Raw genomic sequence first — 18,491 nt, 5'->3', positions numbered from 1 at the left:
AATATGGGGCACGGGGGCCCCGGTGCGGCCGGGGCCCTCGCGGCGGGTCACGGCACGACGTGACGCTCCTCGGCGAAGTGGCAGGCGCTCGGGTGGTTGCCGACGCGGGTCACCAGGGCGGGTTCCTCCACAGCGCACACGTCCTGCGCCTTCCAGCACCTCGTGCGGAACCGGCAGCCGGAGGGCGGGTTCACCGGTGACGGGACGTCGCCGGTCAGGCGGATCACGTCACGACGTCCCCGCAGGGTCGGGTCCGCCACCGGCACGGCGGACAGCAGCGCCTGCGTGTACGGGTGCGTGGGGTGCTGGTAGATCTCCTCCTCCGTGCCGATCTCGACGATCTTGCCGAGGTACATCACGGCCACCCGGTCGGACAGGTGCCGCACCACCGACAGGTCGTGCGCGATGAAGACGTAGGCCAGCCCGAACTCCGCTTGGAGCTTTGCCAGCAGGTTCATCACCTGCGCCTGGATCGACACGTCCAACGCCGACACCGGCTCGTCGCACACGATCACCTTGGGCCGCAGCGCCAACGCCCGCGCGATCCCGATCCGCTGCCGCTGCCCGCCGGAGAACTGGTGCGGGTACCGGTTGAGGTGCTCCGGGTTCAGCCCGACGACCTCCAGCAGCTCGCGCACCCGCCCGGCCCGCGACCCGCGCGGCGCGACCTCCGGGTGGATCTCGAACGGCTCGCCGACGATGTCGCCCACGGTCATCCGCGGGTTCAGCGACGTGTACGGGTCCTGCAGCACGATCTGCATGTCGCGCCGCCACCGCCGCAGCGCCGCGCCCCGCAACGAGAACATCGGCTCGCCCTCGAACAGCGCGGTACCCGACGTCGGCGGCTCCAGTCGCATCAACACCTGCGCCAACGTCGACTTGCCGCACCCCGACTCGCCGACCACGCCCAGCGTCTCCCCCGCGCGCAACGAGAACGACACGCCGTCCACCGCGCGCACGTGCCCCACGGTCCGCCGGAACGCCACCCCGCGCGTCACCGGGAAGTGCTTCACCAGGTCGCGCACCTCCAACAGCTCAGCCACCGAGAACCCCCTCCGCGAAGTGGCACGCGCTGGTCCGCCCGAGCCCCAGCCGCACGTCCGGCGGCACGTGCGTCGCGCACACGTCCTGCGCCCGCGGGCACCGCGGGTGGAACGGGCAGCCCGACGGGATGCGCAGCAGGCTGGGCGGCAGCCCGCGGATCGTCTCCAGCGCGGCGCCCTTCGAGTCCAACCGCGGCAGCGAGCGCATCAACGCCGCCGTGTACGGGTGGCCGGGTGCGCGGAACAGCGACACCGCGTCGGCCTGCTCCACGATCCTCCCCGCGTACATCACCACGATCCGGTCGGCCACCTCGGCGACCACCCCGAGGTCGTGCGTGATCAGGACGAGCCCCATCCGCCGCTCGCGCTGGATCTCCGCGAGCAGGTCCATGATCTGCGCCTGCACGGTCACGTCCAGCGCGGTGGTCGGCTCGTCCGCGATCAGCACCTCGGGGTCGAGCGCCAGCGCCATCGCGATCATCGCCCGCTGCCGCATCCCGCCGGAGAACTGGTGCGGGTACTCGCGGACCCGCTGCCGGGCCGCCGGTATCCGCACCAGGTCCAGCAGCTCGATCGCGCGCGCCCGCGCCTGCGCCCGGCTCATCCCGCGCCGCAGCCGCAGCTGCTCCTCGATCTGGAACCCCACCGTGAACACGGGGTTCAGCGCCGACAACGCGTCCTGGAAGATCATCGCGACGCCTTCGCCCCGGACGGCACGTCGTCGTTCGGGTGACGCCGACAGCAGCTCCTCGCCGTGGAACCGCACCGAACCCCGCGTCACGTGCGCGGGCGGCGTGTCCAGGATCCCCATGATCGCCTGCGCGGTGACGCTCTTGCCCGACCCGGACTCGCCGAGCACGGCCAGCGTCTCGCCCGCCGACACGTGGTAGCTCACGCCGTTGAGCACGCGCGCCACCCCGTCCCGGGTGCGGAACTCCACGTGCAGGTCCTCGACCTCCAGCACGGTCACCCCTCCCTACCGGAGCTTCGGGTCGAGGGCCTCGCGCACCGCGTCGCCCAGCATCACGAACGCCAGCACGGTCGCGGTCAGGAAGCCCGCCGGGAACAGCAGCGCGTGCGGTGCGACGCGCAGGTAGTCCTTGGCACTGTTGATCATCACGCCCCACGACACGACCGGCTGCCGCAGCCCGATCCCGAGGTAGGACAGGGTCGCCTCGGCGCCGATGAACGCACCCAGCGCGATGGTCGAGTAGACGAGCACGGGCGCGACGCAGTTGGGCAGCATGTGCTTGCCGATGATCCGCCCCGACGACGCGCCCAGCGCCCGCGCCGCCTTCACGTAGTCCTGCTGCTTGGCCGCGATCGCGGTGGACCGCATGATCCGCATCGCCACCGGCCACGACAGCACCGAGATCGACAGCACCACCTGCGCCACGATCCGCACCGGCCCGGCGTCACCGCCCGCGTTCAGCGTGGTCAGGATGACGATCGCGCCCAGCACGAACGGCACGCCCACGAACACGTCCGCGATCCGCGACACCACCGCGTCCAGCCACCCGCCGTAGAACCCGGCCAGCATCCCGATCGTGGCACCGACCAGCACCACGCCCGCCGTGGCCAGCAGCCCGACCACGATCGACGCCCGCGCGCCGTGGACGACCCGCGTGTAGATGTCGTAGCCCTGGTTGTCGTAGCCGAACCAGGCGGCCGACGACGGCGCGCCGCGCGACCGCGACAGGTCCGCCGCGTTCGGGTCACCGGAGGAGAACAGCCCCGGGAACGCCGCCATCAGCAGCACGAGCAGGATCAACGACACCGAGACCCAGAACAGCGGCCGCCGCCGCAACGCGTGCCAGGCGTCGCCGAACAGCCCGCGCGGCCGTTCGGCGACGAGGGAAGCCACTTGGTCAGTCATAGCGGATCCTCGGGTCCAAGACCGCGTACAGCAGGTCCACCAGCAAGGTCATCAGCAGGTACACCAGGACCAGCACGGTGACCACGCCGGTCACCATCGCGCCGTCCTTGGTCAGGATCGAGCGGAACACCAGGCCGCCCACGCCGGGCACGTTGAAGATGCCCTCGGTGACGATCGCGCCACCCAGGAACGCGCCCAGGTCCGTGCCCAGGAACGTGATCACCGGGATCAGCGAGTTGCGCAGCAGGTGCACGCCCACGATCCGCTTCGTCGGCAGGCCCTTGGCCAACGCGGTGCGCACGTAGTCCGCCCGCCGGTTCTCCGCGATGCTCGCGCGCGACAGCCGGGCGACGTAGGCCATCGACAGGCTGGCCAGCACGAACCCGGGTACGACCAGGTTGCCGAACGTCGGCGAGGTGACCGTCGGCGCGATCCACCCGAGCTGCAGCCCGAACACCAGCTGCACGACGTACCCGGTGACGAACACCGGTATCGAGATCAGGAACAGCGTCGACACCAGCACCAGGCTGTCCAGGAACCCGCGGTTGCGCAGACCGGACACGACGCCCGCGGTGATGCCGATGACGGCCTCGATCAGCAGCGCCACCAGGGCCAGCTTCAACGTCACCGGGAACGCCGCGGCGATCCGGTCGACCACCTGCACGCCGGACGACGTGACGCCGAAATCGCCCTGGACCAGGTTCACCAGGTACTTCCAGTACTGCAGCAGCAGCGGGTCGTCCAGGTTGAACCGCTCCCGCATCATCGCCACGTACGAGGCGGGGCAGTCGCGCTCGCCGCACTTGCCCTCGAACGGGTCGCCCGGGACCGCCCACACCAGCACGTAGATCAGGAACGTGGTGCCCACGAACACCGGCACCATCTGCAGCAACCTGCGCAGCACGTACTGCCCCAACTCCGCACTCCCCTCGGTCGGGGCCGGCCCGGGGATCGCCCGGACCGGCCCGAAGTGCCGCGACTAGGCGACTTCCACCGTGTAGAGGTCGAGCGTGCGGAACGGGTCGAGGTTGGCCACCTTCAGCCGGTCGGACCGGCCCCCGATGGTGTTCTGCGTCCACAACGGGACCGACGGCAGGTCGTCGGCCAGCATCCGCTCGGCTTCGAGGTACAGCTCGATCGCCTCGTCCTCGCTGGTCGCCCGGTCGGCCTCGGCGAGCTTCGCGTCGAACGCCGGGTTCGAGTACAGGCCGTCGTTGGACGACGCGCCGGTGCGGAAGATCGGCGTGAGCCAGTTCTCGATCGACGGGTAGTCGGCGACCCAACCCGCCCGGTACATGCCGGTCATCTCGTGCGCGTTCACCTTCTGCCGGAACTCGCCGAAGCTGGTCGACGGCACGAACCGGGTCTCGACGCCGAGGGTGTTCTTGATGCTGTTGACCACCGCCTCGGCCCACTCCTGGTGCCCGCCGTCGGTGTTGGACAGCAGCACGATCTCCCCGGTGTAGCCGGACTTCGCCAGCGCTTCCTTGGCCTTCTCCGGGTTGTACGTGCAGTACTCGCCGCACTGGCCGGGCCGGTAGCCCTTCATCAGCGGGTGCACCCAGCCGTCGGCGGGCTTGCGGGTGCCCTCGAAGATCCGCTCGGTGATCTCCTCGCGGTTGATCGCCATGGAGATCGCGCGCCGCAGGTCCACGTTGTCGTAGGGCTTGAGGTAGAACGGGAACGCGATGGTCTGGTTGTTCAGCGTCTCGCGCTGGACGACGCGGTCACCGAGGTCGGTCTCGTACTGCCTGCCCGCCAGCGCGTTGGGCGGCAGTTCCTCCATGAAGTCCAGGTTGTTCGCCACCAGGTCGGCGTAGGCGGACTCGCGGCTCTGGTAGACCTTCAGCGTCAGGTCCTTGAACTTCGGCTTGTCGTTGCCCTTGTACTCGTCGTAGCGGGTCAGCTTGATGTCGGTGCCGACCGTGCGCGAGACGTACTTGAACGGGCCGTTGCCGATCGGCTTGGCCTCGAAGGCGGCGCGGTCGGCGAAGAACGCTTCGGGCAGCGGGGAGAAGACCTCGTAGCCGATGGTCACCGGGAACACGGCGAACGGCTCGGACAGCGTGATGGTGAACGTGTGGTCGTCCACGACTTCGAGGCCGGACAGGGTCTCGGCAGTCGGCGCGGGCGGTTCCTGGGGTCCGTCGGCGCCGTCGGGGTCCTTCGGGTGGACGGCGGCGTAGCCCTCGATCTGGGAGAAGAAGCTGGCGCCCTGGGTGGCGTTGGGCCCGTAAGCGGTCCAGTTCCAGGCGTCCACGAAGCTCTTCGCGGTGACCGGCGTGCCGTCGTGGAACAGCCAGTCCTTCTTGATCTTGACGGTGAAGACCTTGGAGTCGGTCGTCTCGATCGACTCGGCCATGGCGTTGGCCGGCTGCGCGTCCGTCGCGCGGTACTCGACCAGGCCGGTGAACATGGGGTCGAGGACGCGGCTGCCGCCGACCTCGGTGGTGTTGCCCGGGACGAGCGGGTTCTCCGGCTCGGTGTTGAAGATCGTGATGCCGGCCTCGGTGTTGGAGCCGGTCGGGGTGTCCGCCGAGCCGCAGGCGGTGGCCGCCAAGGCGACCGCCACGGCTGCGGGGACTAATCGTGCACGGGACATGGGTCCTCCCACCTGATCGGGCGTGACCGAGCAGAGTCGACCGCTTTCACAGCGTGAGAGTGAACCTAAGGGGCGCGTGACAGGGGCCACATGGGTGAGGGCGTTACGACCTGGTCACGATCAATCCCAGTTGACAGGAGTAAGCCGTTTCGAGCCTCAGACCAGCGCGAACGCGATGCCGTCGAGGATGTCGTGCTCGCTGGCCACGAGTTCGGTGACGCCCTGGGCCTCCAGGTGGTCGGCGAGCGTGCGGACGACCAGCGCACCGCCGCAGATCACGTCCACCCTGCCGGGGTGCATCGGCCCGAGGGCTGCCCGCTCGTCGTGCCCCGTGGTGAGCAGCTTGGCGGTGACCTCGCGAATCCGGTCCAGGCTCAGGCGGGCGAGGTGGATCTCCCGCGGGTCGTAGTGCGGCAGCTCCTTGGCCAGGGCGACGAGCGTCGTGACGGTGCCGGCCACGCCGATCCAGGTCTTGGCGTCGGCCGTGGGCACGGCCGCGAACGCCTCGGCGAGGACGTCCCTGGTGACGCGGACGGCCTGCTCGACCTGCGCCTCGGTCGGCGGGTCGTCGTGCAGGCAGCGCTCGGTGAGCCGCACGCAGCCGATGTCCACCGACCGGGCGGCCTCCACCTCGCCGCGCACGCCGTCCCACGTGCCGAGGACCAACTCCGTCGACCCGCCCCCGATGTCGGAGACGAGGAACGGGCCTTCGTCGGCGTCCAGGTCGGACACGGCCCCGGTGAACGAGAGGCGGGCTTCCTCGTCACCGGTGATGACCTCGGCCTCGACGCCGAGCACCTCGCGGGTCATGTCGAAGAAGGCGGCCTTGTTGGCGGCGTCCCGGGTGGCGGAGGTGGCGACCATGCGGACGCGCTCGGTTCCCTTGCGGCGCAGGATGTTCGTGTAGTCGACGAGCGCGGCCCGGGTGCGCGCGATGGCGTCGGGGTGCAGCTCACCGGTGGCGTCGACACCCTGGCCGAGCCGGACGACCCGCATCTCCCGGTGCACGTCCCGCAACCACCGCTCCCCACCGTCCGAAGTGGTCACGTCGGCCACCAGCAACCGGATCGAGTTGGTCCCGCAGTCGATCGCGGCCACGCGTGCCATACCCGACGTCCTTTCCCCGCTGGTGAGTGGTGCTCACCGCAGGGTAGTGGTGCCCGACCCCGGTGGGCGCTCGCCGGGTGGTCGGATTCCTGCGAGCGCCCGCCGTGCCCGGCAACCGGGGTCAGTTCGGGGCGTGGATCTGATCGGCGGAGTTCGCCGCGTAATCCCTCGTCGCCCCGCGCACGAACATGTTCTGCTCAGCGTGGTTTCCGGCGAAGTACTGCTTGATCGACCCGTTGAACGGCGTGGTCGACGCATTCCGGCCATACACGTCCGTGTAAACGGTGGTCGGGCCGGAGTTGCGCAGCTTGAAGCCGCCCGCGCGGAACTCGCGCAAGGTGCCCTTGAACGGCGAGCGCGGGTCGTCCCACGCCACCCGTTGACCGGTCTGCTCGGTGATCCGCCGAACGGTGTTGCAGTAGTCGCCGCGGATGCCCTCGTAGCAGAGGTCGACCTGGCGGGCCAGCTTGTTCGGCTTCGACGCGTCGTAGTACCGCGCCGGGTTGAGCACGTAGAACAGCGGCTGGATGTTGAACGACAGCTGCGACGTGCTGATCGTGACGTCCGAGAACCAGAACTCGTGCAGGTCGTTCGTGTCGAACGGCACCTCGGTGCCGGTGATGACCTCGAAGTGCGTCCTGCCCTCGCGGATCGCCTGCACGCAGCTCGCGTCGGTGATGAGCCTGCCGAGCGAACGGGTGTCGGACGGCGAGTCCGCCGGGACGGCCGGGCCGACGTTGGTGAACTTGTTGTTGAACGGGCCGGGGCAGTCCGTCGCGCCGAAGCCGCCGGGGCGGCCGTTGGGGATCAGGGCGGTGAACTTGGCCTCGGTGATCTGGTTGTTGTCCCGGTGCGTGCACTTGTTGTTGTAGATCAGCTCGTGCACGTTGTTGGTGAACGCGTCCGCCGAGTGCGTGCCCTGGTGGAACTTCAGCAGGATGTCGCACGTCGCGATGGTGGTGCCCTGCGGCGGGAAGAAGCTGGTGCCGTTGTCACCCTGGATGACGTTGGAGTTGTTGACCGCCAGCACCTTGTGCCCGACGTGGTCCTCGTGCCGGTGCGCGCCGGCGGGGTTGGCGTCCATCATCACTTCGCTGGTGTAGCCGAAGTACGGCCACTTGGCGTCGGCGAACAGGTCGGACGTGCGCGGGTCGTCGCCGTGCTCGTGCCCGAACGAGCAGCCGCTCGGGTCGCGCGGCGGGTGCCAGGTCGGGTAGACCTTGCCGTCCGGTCCGTACGTCCAGTAGCGGGCGTGGACCTCGCGCGAGCACTCGCCCGCCTTCGGCGAGTAGCCGCTGCTGTTCTCCGACACGATGATGTCGTAGGCCATGCTGGTCCGCGCGTCCGCGGGCGGCAACGACTTGCCCCACGCCGGGTTGTCGCTCGGCGGCACGGACGTGGTCGACGTCGGCGACGACGTGGACGTGGGCCCGCTGGTCGGCGAGGACGTCGTCGTGGTCACCGGCGCGCCGGTGCACGTGGTGCCGTTGAGGGCGAACGAGGTCGGCGCGGGGTTGCTGCCGCTCCACGAGCCGTTGAAGCCGAACGTCGCGGTGGCGCCGGTCGCCAGGTTGGCGTTGTGGCTGACGCCGCGCGCCGTCACCTGCGAGCCGCTCTGCGTCGCGGTGGCGTTCCACGCCTGCGTGACCTGCTGGCCGGCGGCGAAGCTCCAGGTCAGGGTCCACGAGCTGACCGGGTCGCCCAGGTTGGTCACGTTCACGTTCGCGGTGAAGCCGTTGTTCCACTGCGACGGCACGGAGTACGTGACCGCGCAGCCCGTGGCCGCGGCTTGCGCCACGAACACCGTGCTGCCCACGCCGAGCGCGGCGACCGCCACGGCCGATAAGAACCGGAACCGATATCTGCGCATGTGCAACCAGCCCTCCAGAAATCACAGCCCCGGAATGTGGCGGCAACTCAGGGCATCACGCGGAACAGGAAATCGGGTGCCTTCAACGCCTGGCAGCGGCGGCGACGCCGATGAAACCCTCGCGGCTGTCAGCCGGTGCGCACAGTGTTCGACCGACTCCGACACGCTGTCAACGGTTGTCGCAACCTTGCGAAAGCGCGCGTCTTAACCCGTTAAGCAGGCCGGCTCAGGTGGGCTGCATGGTCGACGTGATCGAGGGCGGTGCGGACGAACCCGAACCGGTTGAGGAAGTGCCGCTCGACGTGCCGCTCGACGACGTGCCGCCGGTCGTCGTGCCACCGCTCGACGTGCTACCGGGCACCGTGTCGGCCGAGGTCGTCGCCGCGGGCGGCGTGGTGGCCTCGGTCGTCGTCGTGGTGGTCGTGGTGGTCGTCGTCGGCGTGGGGCAGCCGGGCGGGATCGACGGCGTCGTGGTGGGCGTCGTCGTGGTCGTGCTGGTCGTCGTCTCCGTCGTCTCCGTCGGCCACGTGGGGCACGTCGTCGTGGTGGTCGGCACCGTCGACCCCGGCGGGAACGTCACCGTGATCGTCACCCCGGGACGGGACGTCGTCGTGGTGGTCGTGGTCGGCGGGTTGGACGTGCCGGACGACGGCGGCGTCGTGCTGCCGGGCGGTGCGGTGTTGTTGTTGCCCGGCGTGGTGCCGTTGCCGTTGCCGACGTTCTGCCCGAAGTCGTCGTCCGAGCCGACCAGGTCCGGCAGCACCGGCACGCCGTTGGCGTACACCTCCGCCCAGTACAGCACCGTGGCCACGTACTCGTTCGAGTGGTTGTAGCGGAACACCGAACGGGCGCGCTGTTCCGGGTCGCCCAGGTCGGAGCCGTGCGCGCACAGGTAGTTGCCCGCGCCGATCGTGGCGTCGTAGATGTTGTTCGGGTTCTTCTCGCCGTCGGCGTTGCCGTCGGCCGCGTAACCGGCCCACGTGGACGGGATGAACTGCATCGGGCCCACGGCCCGGTCCCACGAGCGGTCGTCGTCGAACCGGCCACCGTCGGTGTCGCGGATCGCGGCCACGCCGGGCGCGCCGTTCAGCACCGGGCCCAGGATCTTGTCGACCGTGGTCCCGTCCTCGGTGACCCGGCCGCCGCGGGCGTGCCCGGACTCGATGCGGCCGATGCTGGCCAGCAGCGGCCAGTCCAGGTGGCACCCGGGCGTGGTCTGCGCCAGGCGGTCCGCCGCGCGCATGTACGCGTCGAGCATCACGCCGGGGATGCCGTGCTGGCCCTCGCGCAGGAAACCGCCCTCCAACGGGGGCAGGTCGTCCTCGAACTCCGACGGCTCGTCGGCGTCGGCCAGCAGGCGGGCGCTCAGGTCGTCGGTCTCCGGCAGCCGGCCGGTGGCGCCGAGCTTGCCCCGCGCGTCCAGCGCGAGCGTGCCGAGCACGTCACCCGGACCGGGCGGGATGGCTTCCACGTCGGCGCGGTCGGCGAGGGAGTTCCAGTCGATCGGCGAGGCCGTGTGGAGCAGCGCGGGCACCAGCATCGCCGCCGTCGCGGTGGCCGCGAAGCCCCATTGCCGAGGCGTCATCGTGCCCGGATGGACCTTGGTCCGCTTCCGCCCCCGACGCTTCGACTTCGGCACAGCCACGAACTCCCCATCGACTCGTCACCCGGCCTGCGAACCAGCCTGCCTGATCCGAACGGCGGTGTCACGGGCACGCCCTGGCTTTGTGCCCGAAGAACTGCCCGTACGGTCAGTTTTTCACCTTTGACGCGCATTCACCGCTCGGCCACCACTGCGCGAGCAGGTCAAGCGCCTCGTCGCCGAACGGGTTCACCCCTCGGCCCACGGCCAGCGAGTGCGCCACGTGGACGTGCAAACACTTCACGCGCCCCGGCATGCCACCCGCGGTGACGGTCGTGCCGAGCGGTTCGATCGCGTCGCGCTCAGCCAAGTACTTCTCGTGCGCCCGGCGGTAGCGTTCGGCCAACTGTTCATCCGTGGCCAACCGGTCGGTCATCTCCTTCATCAGCCCGGCCCCTTCGAGCCTGCTGACGTAGGAGTTCAGCCGCGAGCAGGTCAGGTAGTACAGGGTCGGGAACGGTGTGCCGTCCTCCAGCCGGGGGCTGGTCTGCACGACCGCCGGGTGCCCGCTGGGGCACCGCGCGGCGACCGCGCGCATCCCCCTCGGCTCGCGGCCCAACTGCGCCGCGACCGCCGCCCGGTCCTCGTCGCTCACCGTCATCGTGCCGCCGCCGAATCCCACAACTGCTCGTACCACGCCTTGTCCTCGGCCGGTTTGGTCTCCGGTCGCTGTTGGTCCAGTTCACGCTCCTCGTCACCGGGGAGCTGCACGATGTAGGGCGTCTCGCCCGGCCGCACGTAGTGCAGCCTGCGCCGTGCCTCGGCCTCCACGTGCGCCGGGTCGGCCAGTTCCCGCTTGCGCTGCTCCAGCTGCCCGACCTCGGCCCGCAGCGTCTCCTGCGAGGCGGTGACCTCGCGCAGCTCCTCGCGCTGCGCCAGGTACGTGCGCAGCGGCACGGCGATGCTCAGCGCCAGCGCGCACACCACCATCGCCAGCAGCGCGGCCCGGCGCGTGCCGGTCATGCCGAACGCGCCGCCCGTGCCGGCGCCCGCCCTGGTGCGCGCCCGGGACTGCGGCTTGCGCGCCGCGGGCCTCGGGCGCGGCGGGGTCTCGCGCTTGCGCGGCTGCCCGTCGCGGGCCCGCGCAGGGCGGGACCTCGGCGTGGCCTCGCGACCACGCCGGGGTTCCCGTTCCCGTCGTGCCATCAGCTCTCCGGCGTGTACCGCGGGAAGGCCAGGTCACCGGCGTAGCGCGCGGCGTCGCCCAGGGCCTCCTCGATGCGCAGGAGCTGGTTGTACTTCGCGGTGCGCTCACCGCGGGCGGGGGCGCCGGTCTTGATCTGGCCCGCGCCGACGGCCACCGCGAGGTCGGCGATCGTGGTGTCCTCGGTCTCGCCGGACCGGTGCGACATCATCGACTTGTAGCCGTAGGACGTGGCCAGCGCGACCGCGTCCAGCGTCTCGGACAGCGTGCCGATCTGGTTGACCTTCACCAGCAGCGCGTTGGCCGCCCGGCGGGAGATGCCCTCCTCCAGCCGCTCCGGGTTGGTCACGAACAGGTCGTCGCCGACGATCTGCACGCGCTCGCCCAGCTCGGCGGTCAGCTGCACCCAGCCGTCCCAGTCGTCCTCGGACAGCGGGTCCTCGATCGACACCATCGGGTAGGAGTTGACCAGCTCGGTGTAGTAGCCGGTCATCTGCTCCGCGCTGCGCTTGGTCTTCTCGAACGTGTAGGCGCCGTCGGAGTGGAACTCCGTGGCGGCCACGTCCAGCGCCAGCGCGATGTCGCGGCCCGGCGTGAAGCCCGCCTTCTCGATCGCGACCAGGATCAGGTCCAGCGCGTCGCGGTTGCTCGACAGGGACGGCGCGAAACCGCCCTCGTCGCCCAGGCCCGTGCCCAGGCCCTTCGACTTCAGCACCGACTTCAGCGCGTGGTAGGTCTCCGCGCCCCAGCGCAGGGCCTCGCGGAAGCTCTCCGCGCCGATCGGCGCGATCATGAACTCCTGGATGTCCACGTCGGTGTCGGCGTGCGCGCCACCGTTGAGGATGTTCAGCATCGGCACCGGCAGCACGTGCGCGTTCGGGCCGCCGACGTACCGGAACAGCTCCAGGCCGCTGGACGCCGCCGCCGCCTTCGCCACCGCGAGCGAGACGCCGAGGATGGCGTTCGCGCCCAGGCGGGACTTGTCCGGCGTGCCGTCCAGGTCGACCAGCTTCTGGTCGACCACCCGCTGCTCGACGGCCTCGATGCCGACCAGCTCGGGGCCGATCTCGTCCAGCACCGCCGTGACCGCGCGCTCGACGCCCTTGCCCAGGTAGCGCTTGGCGTCGCCGTCCCTCAGCTCGACCGCCTCGTGCTCGCCGGTCGACGCGCCGGACGGCACCGCGGCGCGCTCCAGCGTGCCGTCGTCCAACGCCACCTCTACCTCGACGGTCGGGTTGCCTCGCGAGTCCAGGATCTCGCGGGCGCCGACCTGCTCGATGACCGCCACGTGCGCTCCCTCGTCAGACCATCTGTGTATCGATGCCGAGCCTAGTTGGTGCAAGGTGTGGGACGGCCCCGGCTCGCCTGTTGGGGCACCGGTCGGAAGGGGTTCACGCGTGGTTCACGTGGCGCGGGGTGGGGACGGGCCGCTGCTGGTGCTGCTGCACGGGCTCGGCGCGACCGGATCGGTGTGGCGCTCAGCTGCGGATTCGTGGCCCGGGGCCTGGTTGGCGGTGGACCTGCCGGGGCACGGTCGGTCGGCGCCGGCGGCGCGGTACTCGTTCGGGTCGATGGCCGCTGCGGTGGCGTCGGTGGTGGGTTCGGGGCCGGCGGCCGTGCTCGGGCACTCGCTCGGCGGCGTGGTGGCGTTGACGCTGGCCAGCGGGTGGTTCGGGGTGGACGTGCGCGCCGTCGGCGGGGTGGGGATCAAGCTGCGGTGGACGGCCGAGGAGCTGGCGCGGGCGGCTGCGCTGGCGGCGAAACCCGCACGGGTGTTCCCGACGCGCGAGGAGGCGTCGGCGTGGGCGTCGAAGCTGGCCGGCGTGCCGCTGGACGACGGTGTGACCGAGGTGGACGGCGGGTGGCGGGCGGCGCTGGACCCGGCGGCGTTCGGGGTGGGCGCGCCGGACGTGGCGGGCCTGCTGGCGGTGGCCAAGGCACCGGTCGTGCTGGCGGCGGGCGAGGCCGACCCCATGTGCCCGCCGGAGCACCTGCGCGCGGCGCAGGCGGGTGGAATCGTGCTGCCAGGGGTGGGTCACAACGCCCACGTGGAGCAACCGGCGTCGATCAAGCCGGTGCTCGACCGGCTGCACGCCGCTCTCGTGGCGTGACACACCCGTCCCGTCATCCGGTCGGCTGTCGTACGGCGGCCGGATGGCCGGGTAGCGTTGATCGAACCATGACGGACAGCACCTTCGAGGCGTTCCGCCGAGCCGAGGCGCTGCTCGCGGAACGCCGACCGCTGGAGGCGCTGCGCGAGCTCCGCGTCGTGCTCGAAGCGGCGCCGGAGCGGGCCAGCGTCCAGCTGCTCGCGGGCCGGGCCTACCTGGGTTCGGCCCAGCTCAACCGTGCCGAGGCGGCGTTCCGGAAGGTGCTGGAGATCGACCCGAGCGACCACTACGCGCGGTTCGCGCTGGGTCGGACGCTGCAGCGGCAGAGCCGGTTGACCGAGGCGTTGACGCAGCTGCGGATCGCGGCGGCGATGAACCCGTCACCGGAGTACCAGGAGGCGTTGGGCGAGGTCAGCGCCCGGCTGGCGGTCGAACGCGACCGATGACCGCCTACGAACTCGGTGCGGTGGTGGCCGAGCGCCGGGTGGAGGCCGTCGCCGGTGACGGCGCGCGCACGCCGGTCGTGATCAGGATCGGCACGCCCCACCCCGACCCGCTGAGCCCGAACGGCGACTGGTGCTGCCCGCACCAGGTCGTCGGGCTGGGTGACGAGGCCGTCGGCGCGTCGTTCGGCGTGGACTCGCTACAGGCCCTGCTGCTCAGCGTGTACCGGGTGCGCCTCACGCTGGCCGCGCGTGCCGCCGAGGCCTCCCTCGACCTCGACTGGCTGGGCTTCCCGGACCTGGGCTGACCGTCGAACCACCGTCGATGCCCTAGCCGCCGATGCTGGCCCGGGCGTAGGCGTCGGCCCCGCTGTAGACGTTCTGGCCGTACTCGGTCGAGTTGTTGTAGTCCAGCACGGCGGCCCACCAGCCGGCGCCGGTGCCCAGGTCACGTCCGCCCGAGCACAGGTAGCGGGCGGCGGCGAGGGCGGCGTCGTCGATGTTCTGCGGGTCGGGCGCCTGGCCGTCGCCGTTGGCGCGCACCGCGTACCGGGCCCACGTGGTCGGGATGAACTGCATCGGACCGACCGCCCGGTCCCACTGCCGGTCACCGTCGAGGACACCACCGTCACTGTCCGCGATAGCCTTCACGCCGGGTGAGCCGTCCAGCGGGATGCCGATGATGGGGCGCGACGGCCGACCGTCCTCACCCAGCCGCAAGCCGCCGATCGTGCCGTGGTGCGACTCGATCCGGCCGATGCCCGCCAGCGTCGCCCAGGACACCCGGCAGGCCGGGTTCTGCGACCGCATGACCAGGTCGGCGACCGCGTACGCGCGCAGCGCCCGTGCCGGGATGTCGGTCTTCTCCGACAACGCCGCCGCCCACGCGATCAGGGGGTCCGCGGTGGCGGGCTGCGGTTCACCGTTCGACGGCACCTCACCCGCCGACCCCGGGGCCGCCGCGCCCGGCTGGACCTCCAGGAACGGCACCGGGAACGGCGGATCGGCGGCGGGCCGGGGCGCGGACCGGTTGAACGTGCTCAAGGCCCACGCTCCACCGGCCACGACGACCAGCAGCAGGAGCACCAGCGCGAGGCGTCCGACGAGGTTGCCGGCACTGCCACGCGACGGAGGGCGGGGCTCGGTCTTGGACGGCGGCGGGACGACCACGGCCCCAGGCTACGTGCTGAACGCGGCCGCCCGAGCGTCCTCGCCCCAACCCCGTCCGGAACCGGCCGGCCACACCACCCACCACCAGCGACATTCCGACCGGGCTGTCCTGAACGTTGAATTCGGGGGTCGGGAACGTAGGACACACGCGTTCCGAACGTAGGACACACGCGGGACGTGAGCGTTCGACACGCGGGGTGTCAGGGGAGCGGGGGGAGTTGCGGCGGGACGGCCGCGGGCCTGGTCTCCAACGCCTCCAGCGCCAGCCGGACCGCCGTGTCCAGCTGCGGGTCGCGCCCGGCCACCCTGTCCTGCGGCGTGACGACCACCTCGACGTCCGGGTCGACGCCGTGGTTCTCCACGCCCCACCCCGGCCCGGCGAACCACGTGGCGTACCGCGGCTGCGTCACCAACGTGCCGTCCACCAGGTGGTACTGCATGTCGATGCCGATCACCCCGCCCCACGTGCGGGTGCCGACGACCGGCCCGATGCCCATCTCCTTGATCGCCACGTTCACGATGTCGCCGTCGGACCCGGCGAACTCGTCCGCGATCGCGACCACCGGCCCGCGCGGCGCGTCACCGGGGTAGCTGTCGGCCGTGGTGTACCCGCGCGCCACCGACCAGCCGATGATCTTGCGCCCCAGCTTCTCCACCACCAGCTCGGACGTGTGCCCGCCGCCGTTCTCCCGCACGTCCAGCACCACGGCCTCACGCGCCAGCTCCACCCGCAGGTCGCGGTGCAGCTGCGCCCAGCCCGCGCCCATCATGTCCGGCACGTGCAGGTACCCGACCCGGCCCTCGGACAGCTCGTGCACGCGTGCCCGCCGGTCGGCCACCCACGCGTGGTACCGCAGCGGCTCGTCGTCCTCCAGCGGCACGACCACCACCCGGCGCGGCTCGCCGCCACCACCGGGCCGCACGGTCAGCTCCACCGGCTTGCCCGCCGTGCCGACGAGCAGCGGCGCGGGTCCGGTCAACGGGTCCACCTGCCGCCCGTCGACCGCCACGATCGCGTCACCGGCCCGCACCGCGACCCCGGGAGCCGCCAACGGCGACCGCGCCGCCGGGTCCGACGTCTCGCCCGGGATCACCCGCACGACCCGCCACGCGCCCGCCTCGTCCCGCTCCAGGTCCGCGCCGAGCAACCCCACCGCGCGCCCGCGCGACCCGCCTGACGGGATCACGTAGGCGTGCGACGTCCCCAGCTCGCCCTGCACCTCCCACAGCAGGTCCACCAGGTCGCTGTAGCTGCCCAGCCGGTCCACCAGCGGCCGGTACCGCTCCAGCACACCCGCCCAGTCCACGCCGCCCATGTCGGTGCGCCAGAAGTGGTCCCGCATCAGCCGCCCGGCCTCCGCGTACGCCTGCCGCCACTCGGCGGCCCGGTCCACCACCACCCGTACCCGCGAGAGGTCCACGTCCACCGAGTCGTGGTCGTCGGAGTCGACCTTCCGGTCCGTCGGCACGACCCGCAGGTCGCCGCCGTCCTGCACGACCATCCGCTGCCCGTCACCGGTCACCTCGAACGCGTCCACGCCGTCCACCAGCGTGTCGGTGCGCGACTTGGCCAGGTCGAACCGCTCCAGCACGGCCCGCGGCGCCCGCGCCGACGGACTGGCCAGGTTGTCGCCCAGCACGCCCCGCAACGGCGACCGCAGCCACAGCAGCCCGCCCTTGGCCGCGGTCAACCCGGAGTAGCGCGCGGCCGCGACCGGCACGGTCACCACCCGGTCGGCCAACCCGTCCAGGTCGACGACCGTGATCGGGTTCTCGTCGTCCTTGTCCTTGTCCGACGAGTCGTCGCCGACCGGCCGGCCCAGGCGCAGCGGGTCGAACGGTGACGGCGTGGTCGCGGCCAGCGGCAGCAGGTAGGGCCGGCAGCCGGTCGGGAACGACAGGTCGAACACGTGCGCGTCGTACACCGGGTCGAAGCTGCGCACCGACAGGAACGCCAGGTATCGGCCGTCCTCGGTGAACGTCGGCGAGAAGTCGGAGAACCGCAGCGGCGTCACGTCCACCACGGACAGGTCCGTCGTGTTCGTCATCCGGATGTGCTGCAACGGTCGCGGACCGGGGTGCGACCACGCCAACCAGTTCGAGTCCGGCGCGAACGCCAGGTCGCTGACGTGCGGGTTCGCGCCTTTCAGCACCTCCCGCACCTCACCGGACTCCACCTCGACCAGCAACAACCGCCCGTCGTGGGTCGCCACGGCCAACCGCCGCCCGTCCGGCGAGACGGCCAGCTCCAGCACCCGCCCCAGCTTGCCGACCGCCACCCGACGTGGCTCGTTGCCCGGCTCGACCCCACCGATCGGCGAGAACTCCAAGCCCTCCTCACCGTCCGCGTCGGTCACCCACACCACGTTGTCACCGACCACGCGCGGCAGCCGTGCCCGCACACCGGGCTGCTCGGCCAACGCCCGCACCGGCCCGTCCCGGTGCGTCACCCAGTGCACCGTGCCACGCACCTCGACCACGCTCGCGCGCCCCGTCTTGTCCGGGTGGAAGTCGTCCGGCCGCGACGACACGGGCCGCGGCCTCCGCGCCGTCCGCGGCCCACCGAGCCTGACGTCCAGCCGCCGGGGCTCCGCACCCTCCAGCCCGTCGAGCACCCACAACTCACCCGCGTGCTGCCAGACGACCCGCTCACCGTCGCTGGACGCGACCCGCGCGTAGAACTCCTGCTCGGTGTGCCGCCGCAGGTCCGACCCGTCCGGGGACACGGAGTACAAACTCCCGACCCCGTCGTGGTCGGACAAGAACGCGATCCTGTCACCAATCCACATCGGCGACGTCAACGACGACGTCAACTCGGACAGGATCCGCACAAATTCGCCATCACCGTTCACGTCGACCCACAACTTGGCCGCCGCACCACCGCGATACCGCTTCCACCAGGCCGGATCACGCCCGTACACCGACGTCACGACCACCTGCCCGGACGACCCGAACGACACGTCGTCCACCCACCCGAACGGCAACCGCCGCCCCGGCCCACCATCCGTGGGCACCGCGTGCGCCCACTGCCGGTTCGACGTCGCCTGCCCGGTCGACGTAACGGCCACCACCTCACCCTCAGCCGTCCACCCACGCACACCGGTCGTGTAATCACCCCAGTAGGTGAGCCGCTTCGCCTCACCACCCTCGACCGGCGCCAAGTGGACCTCGGGCGCACCGTCACGACGGCTGGTCCAAGCCAACAAGGTCCCCGTCGGGTCGAAGCGGGGGCAGGACACCGGCACCTGATCAGCGGTAACCCGCCAAGCCCGACCGCCGTCGAGCGGCGCGAGCCACACATCGTCTTCGGCTACGAAGGTCACCAGGTTGCCGTGCACATGCGGGAAGCGGAGGTAGGCCTCGGTCACCTATTCGACGTTAGCGCCCCGATGACCAGCACCCGACCCACCCCGGCCACTACGCCCCGGCATCCTGACCCGAGCGGGCCATGATCACCGGTTCGGCGCAACGGACCCACAACCC

Annotated in this window: 16 protein-coding genes; 3 read left to right on the top strand and 13 right to left on the bottom strand. The window is 71.3% G+C overall.

Translation table 11 applies throughout. The features are described from left to right. Positions 1–47: 47 nt before the first annotated feature. The 11 genes from A6A25_RS29515 to eno all read right to left on the bottom strand — a co-directional run bounded on the left by A6A25_RS29515 (position 48) and on the right by eno (position 12,572). On the bottom strand, positions 48–1,043 hold the full coding sequence (locus A6A25_RS29515; RefSeq protein ID WP_073895710.1) for an ABC transporter ATP-binding protein: 996 nt from the start codon (positions 1,041–1,043) through the stop codon (positions 48–50). Next, a complete protein-coding gene (locus A6A25_RS29510) occupies positions 1,036–2,013 on the bottom strand; it encodes an ABC transporter ATP-binding protein (protein WP_073895708.1) in 978 nt (325 codons plus the stop codon). The genes A6A25_RS29515 and A6A25_RS29510 overlap by 8 nt, the downstream gene beginning before the upstream one ends. 6 nt (positions 2,014–2,019) lie before the next feature. Beyond that, positions 2,020–2,919 carry an ABC transporter permease gene (locus A6A25_RS29505; RefSeq protein ID WP_073895706.1) on the bottom strand — a complete coding sequence of 300 codons (900 nt, stop codon included), beginning with the start codon at positions 2,917–2,919 and terminating at the stop codon, positions 2,020–2,022. Then, a complete protein-coding gene (locus A6A25_RS29500) occupies positions 2,912–3,835 on the bottom strand; it encodes an ABC transporter permease (RefSeq protein ID WP_073895704.1) in 924 nt (307 codons plus the stop codon). The genes A6A25_RS29505 and A6A25_RS29500 overlap by 8 nt, the downstream gene beginning before the upstream one ends. 63 nt (positions 3,836–3,898) lie before the next feature. Further along, positions 3,899–5,521 carry a peptide ABC transporter substrate-binding protein gene (locus A6A25_RS29495; protein ID WP_073895702.1) on the bottom strand — a complete coding sequence of 541 codons (1,623 nt, stop codon included), beginning with the start codon at positions 5,519–5,521 and terminating at the stop codon, positions 3,899–3,901. A gap of 156 nt (positions 5,522–5,677) precedes the next feature. After that, complete coding sequence (locus A6A25_RS29490) at positions 5,678–6,628, bottom strand: Ppx/GppA phosphatase family protein (protein ID WP_073895700.1); 951 nt, start codon at positions 6,626–6,628, stop codon at positions 5,678–5,680. A gap of 121 nt (positions 6,629–6,749) precedes the next feature. Further along, positions 6,750–8,498: a cellulose-binding domain-containing protein gene (locus tag A6A25_RS29485; protein ID WP_083668778.1), complete on the bottom strand. Its 1,749-nt coding sequence runs from the start codon at positions 8,496–8,498 to the stop codon at positions 6,750–6,752. A 226-nt stretch (positions 8,499–8,724) separates the two neighbouring features. After that, positions 8,725–10,083: a lytic transglycosylase domain-containing protein gene (locus tag A6A25_RS29480; protein ID WP_083668809.1), complete on the bottom strand. Its 1,359-nt coding sequence runs from the start codon at positions 10,081–10,083 to the stop codon at positions 8,725–8,727. Between the two features lie 166 nt (positions 10,084–10,249). Next, positions 10,250–10,741: a DUF501 domain-containing protein gene (locus A6A25_RS29475; RefSeq protein ID WP_073896159.1), complete on the bottom strand. Its 492-nt coding sequence runs from the start codon at positions 10,739–10,741 to the stop codon at positions 10,250–10,252. After that, positions 10,738–11,286 carry an FtsB family cell division protein gene (locus A6A25_RS29470; protein ID WP_073895694.1) on the bottom strand — a complete coding sequence of 183 codons (549 nt, stop codon included), beginning with the start codon at positions 11,284–11,286 and terminating at the stop codon, positions 10,738–10,740. The genes A6A25_RS29475 and A6A25_RS29470 overlap by 4 nt, the downstream gene beginning before the upstream one ends. Then, complete coding sequence (eno, locus tag A6A25_RS29465; RefSeq protein WP_073895692.1) at positions 11,286–12,572, bottom strand: phosphopyruvate hydratase; 1,287 nt, start codon at positions 12,570–12,572, stop codon at positions 11,286–11,288. The genes A6A25_RS29470 and eno overlap by 1 nt, the downstream gene beginning before the upstream one ends. A 109-nt stretch (positions 12,573–12,681) precedes the next feature. Between eno and A6A25_RS29460 the strand changes: the two genes are divergently transcribed. The 3 genes from A6A25_RS29460 to A6A25_RS29450 all read left to right on the top strand — a co-directional run bounded on the left by A6A25_RS29460 (position 12,682) and on the right by A6A25_RS29450 (position 14,146). Next, complete coding sequence (locus A6A25_RS29460; RefSeq protein WP_073895690.1) at positions 12,682–13,395, top strand: alpha/beta fold hydrolase; 714 nt, start codon at positions 12,682–12,684, stop codon at positions 13,393–13,395. A gap of 68 nt (positions 13,396–13,463) precedes the next feature. Then, the gene (locus A6A25_RS29455) at positions 13,464–13,841 is read left to right on the top strand and encodes a tetratricopeptide repeat protein (RefSeq protein WP_073895688.1); all 378 of its coding nucleotides are present in this window, start codon (positions 13,464–13,466) and stop codon (positions 13,839–13,841) included. Next, the gene (locus A6A25_RS29450; protein WP_073895686.1) at positions 13,838–14,146 is read left to right on the top strand and encodes a DUF6968 family protein; all 309 of its coding nucleotides are present in this window, start codon (positions 13,838–13,840) and stop codon (positions 14,144–14,146) included. Before A6A25_RS29455 ends, A6A25_RS29450 begins: the two co-directional genes overlap by 4 nt. A gap of 22 nt (positions 14,147–14,168) precedes the next feature. On the opposite strand, the gene A6A25_RS29445 is transcribed toward A6A25_RS29450, so the two are convergent. Together A6A25_RS29445 and A6A25_RS29440 are read right to left on the bottom strand one after the other, a co-directional pair. Further along, the gene (locus A6A25_RS29445; RefSeq protein ID WP_073895685.1) at positions 14,169–15,008 is read right to left on the bottom strand and encodes a lytic transglycosylase domain-containing protein; all 840 of its coding nucleotides are present in this window, start codon (positions 15,006–15,008) and stop codon (positions 14,169–14,171) included. 200 nt (positions 15,009–15,208) lie between these two features. Then, complete coding sequence (locus A6A25_RS29440; protein WP_073895683.1) at positions 15,209–18,376, bottom strand: S41 family peptidase; 3,168 nt, start codon at positions 18,374–18,376, stop codon at positions 15,209–15,211. Positions 18,377–18,491 lie beyond the last annotated feature (115 nt).

The sequence above is a fragment of the Saccharothrix sp. CB00851 genome, assembly GCF_001905065.1.
GTDB lineage: Bacteria > Actinomycetota > Actinomycetes > Mycobacteriales > Pseudonocardiaceae > Actinosynnema.
Note: the sequence above shows the minus strand (reverse complement) of the source record. Positions and strands in the feature narration are given on the sequence as shown.

Excerpts from the sequence above, each read along its gene's own strand:
- A6A25_RS29505 (WP_073895706.1), bottom strand. The coding sequence starts at position 2,919 with ATGACTGACCAAGTGGCTTCCCTCGTCGCCGAACGGCCGCGCGGGCTG.
- A6A25_RS29490 (WP_073895700.1), bottom strand. The coding sequence starts at position 6,628 with ATGGCACGCGTGGCCGCGATCGACTGCGGGACCAACTCGATCCGGTTG.
- A6A25_RS29485 (WP_083668778.1), bottom strand. The coding sequence starts at position 8,498 with ATGCGCAGATATCGGTTCCGGTTCTTATCGGCCGTGGCGGTCGCCGCG.
- A6A25_RS29450 (WP_073895686.1), top strand. The coding sequence starts at position 13,838 with ATGACCGCCTACGAACTCGGTGCGGTGGTGGCCGAGCGCCGGGTGGAG.
- A6A25_RS29455 (WP_073895688.1), top strand. The coding sequence starts at position 13,464 with ATGACGGACAGCACCTTCGAGGCGTTCCGCCGAGCCGAGGCGCTGCTC.
- A6A25_RS29470 (WP_073895694.1), bottom strand. The coding sequence starts at position 11,286 with ATGGCACGACGGGAACGGGAACCCCGGCGTGGTCGCGAGGCCACGCCG.
- A6A25_RS29495 (WP_073895702.1), bottom strand. The coding sequence starts at position 5,521 with ATGTCCCGTGCACGATTAGTCCCCGCAGCCGTGGCGGTCGCCTTGGCG.
- A6A25_RS29480 (WP_083668809.1), bottom strand. The coding sequence starts at position 10,083 with ATGACGCCTCGGCAATGGGGCTTCGCGGCCACCGCGACGGCGGCGATG.
- A6A25_RS29475 (WP_073896159.1), bottom strand. The coding sequence starts at position 10,741 with ATGACGGTGAGCGACGAGGACCGGGCGGCGGTCGCGGCGCAGTTGGGC.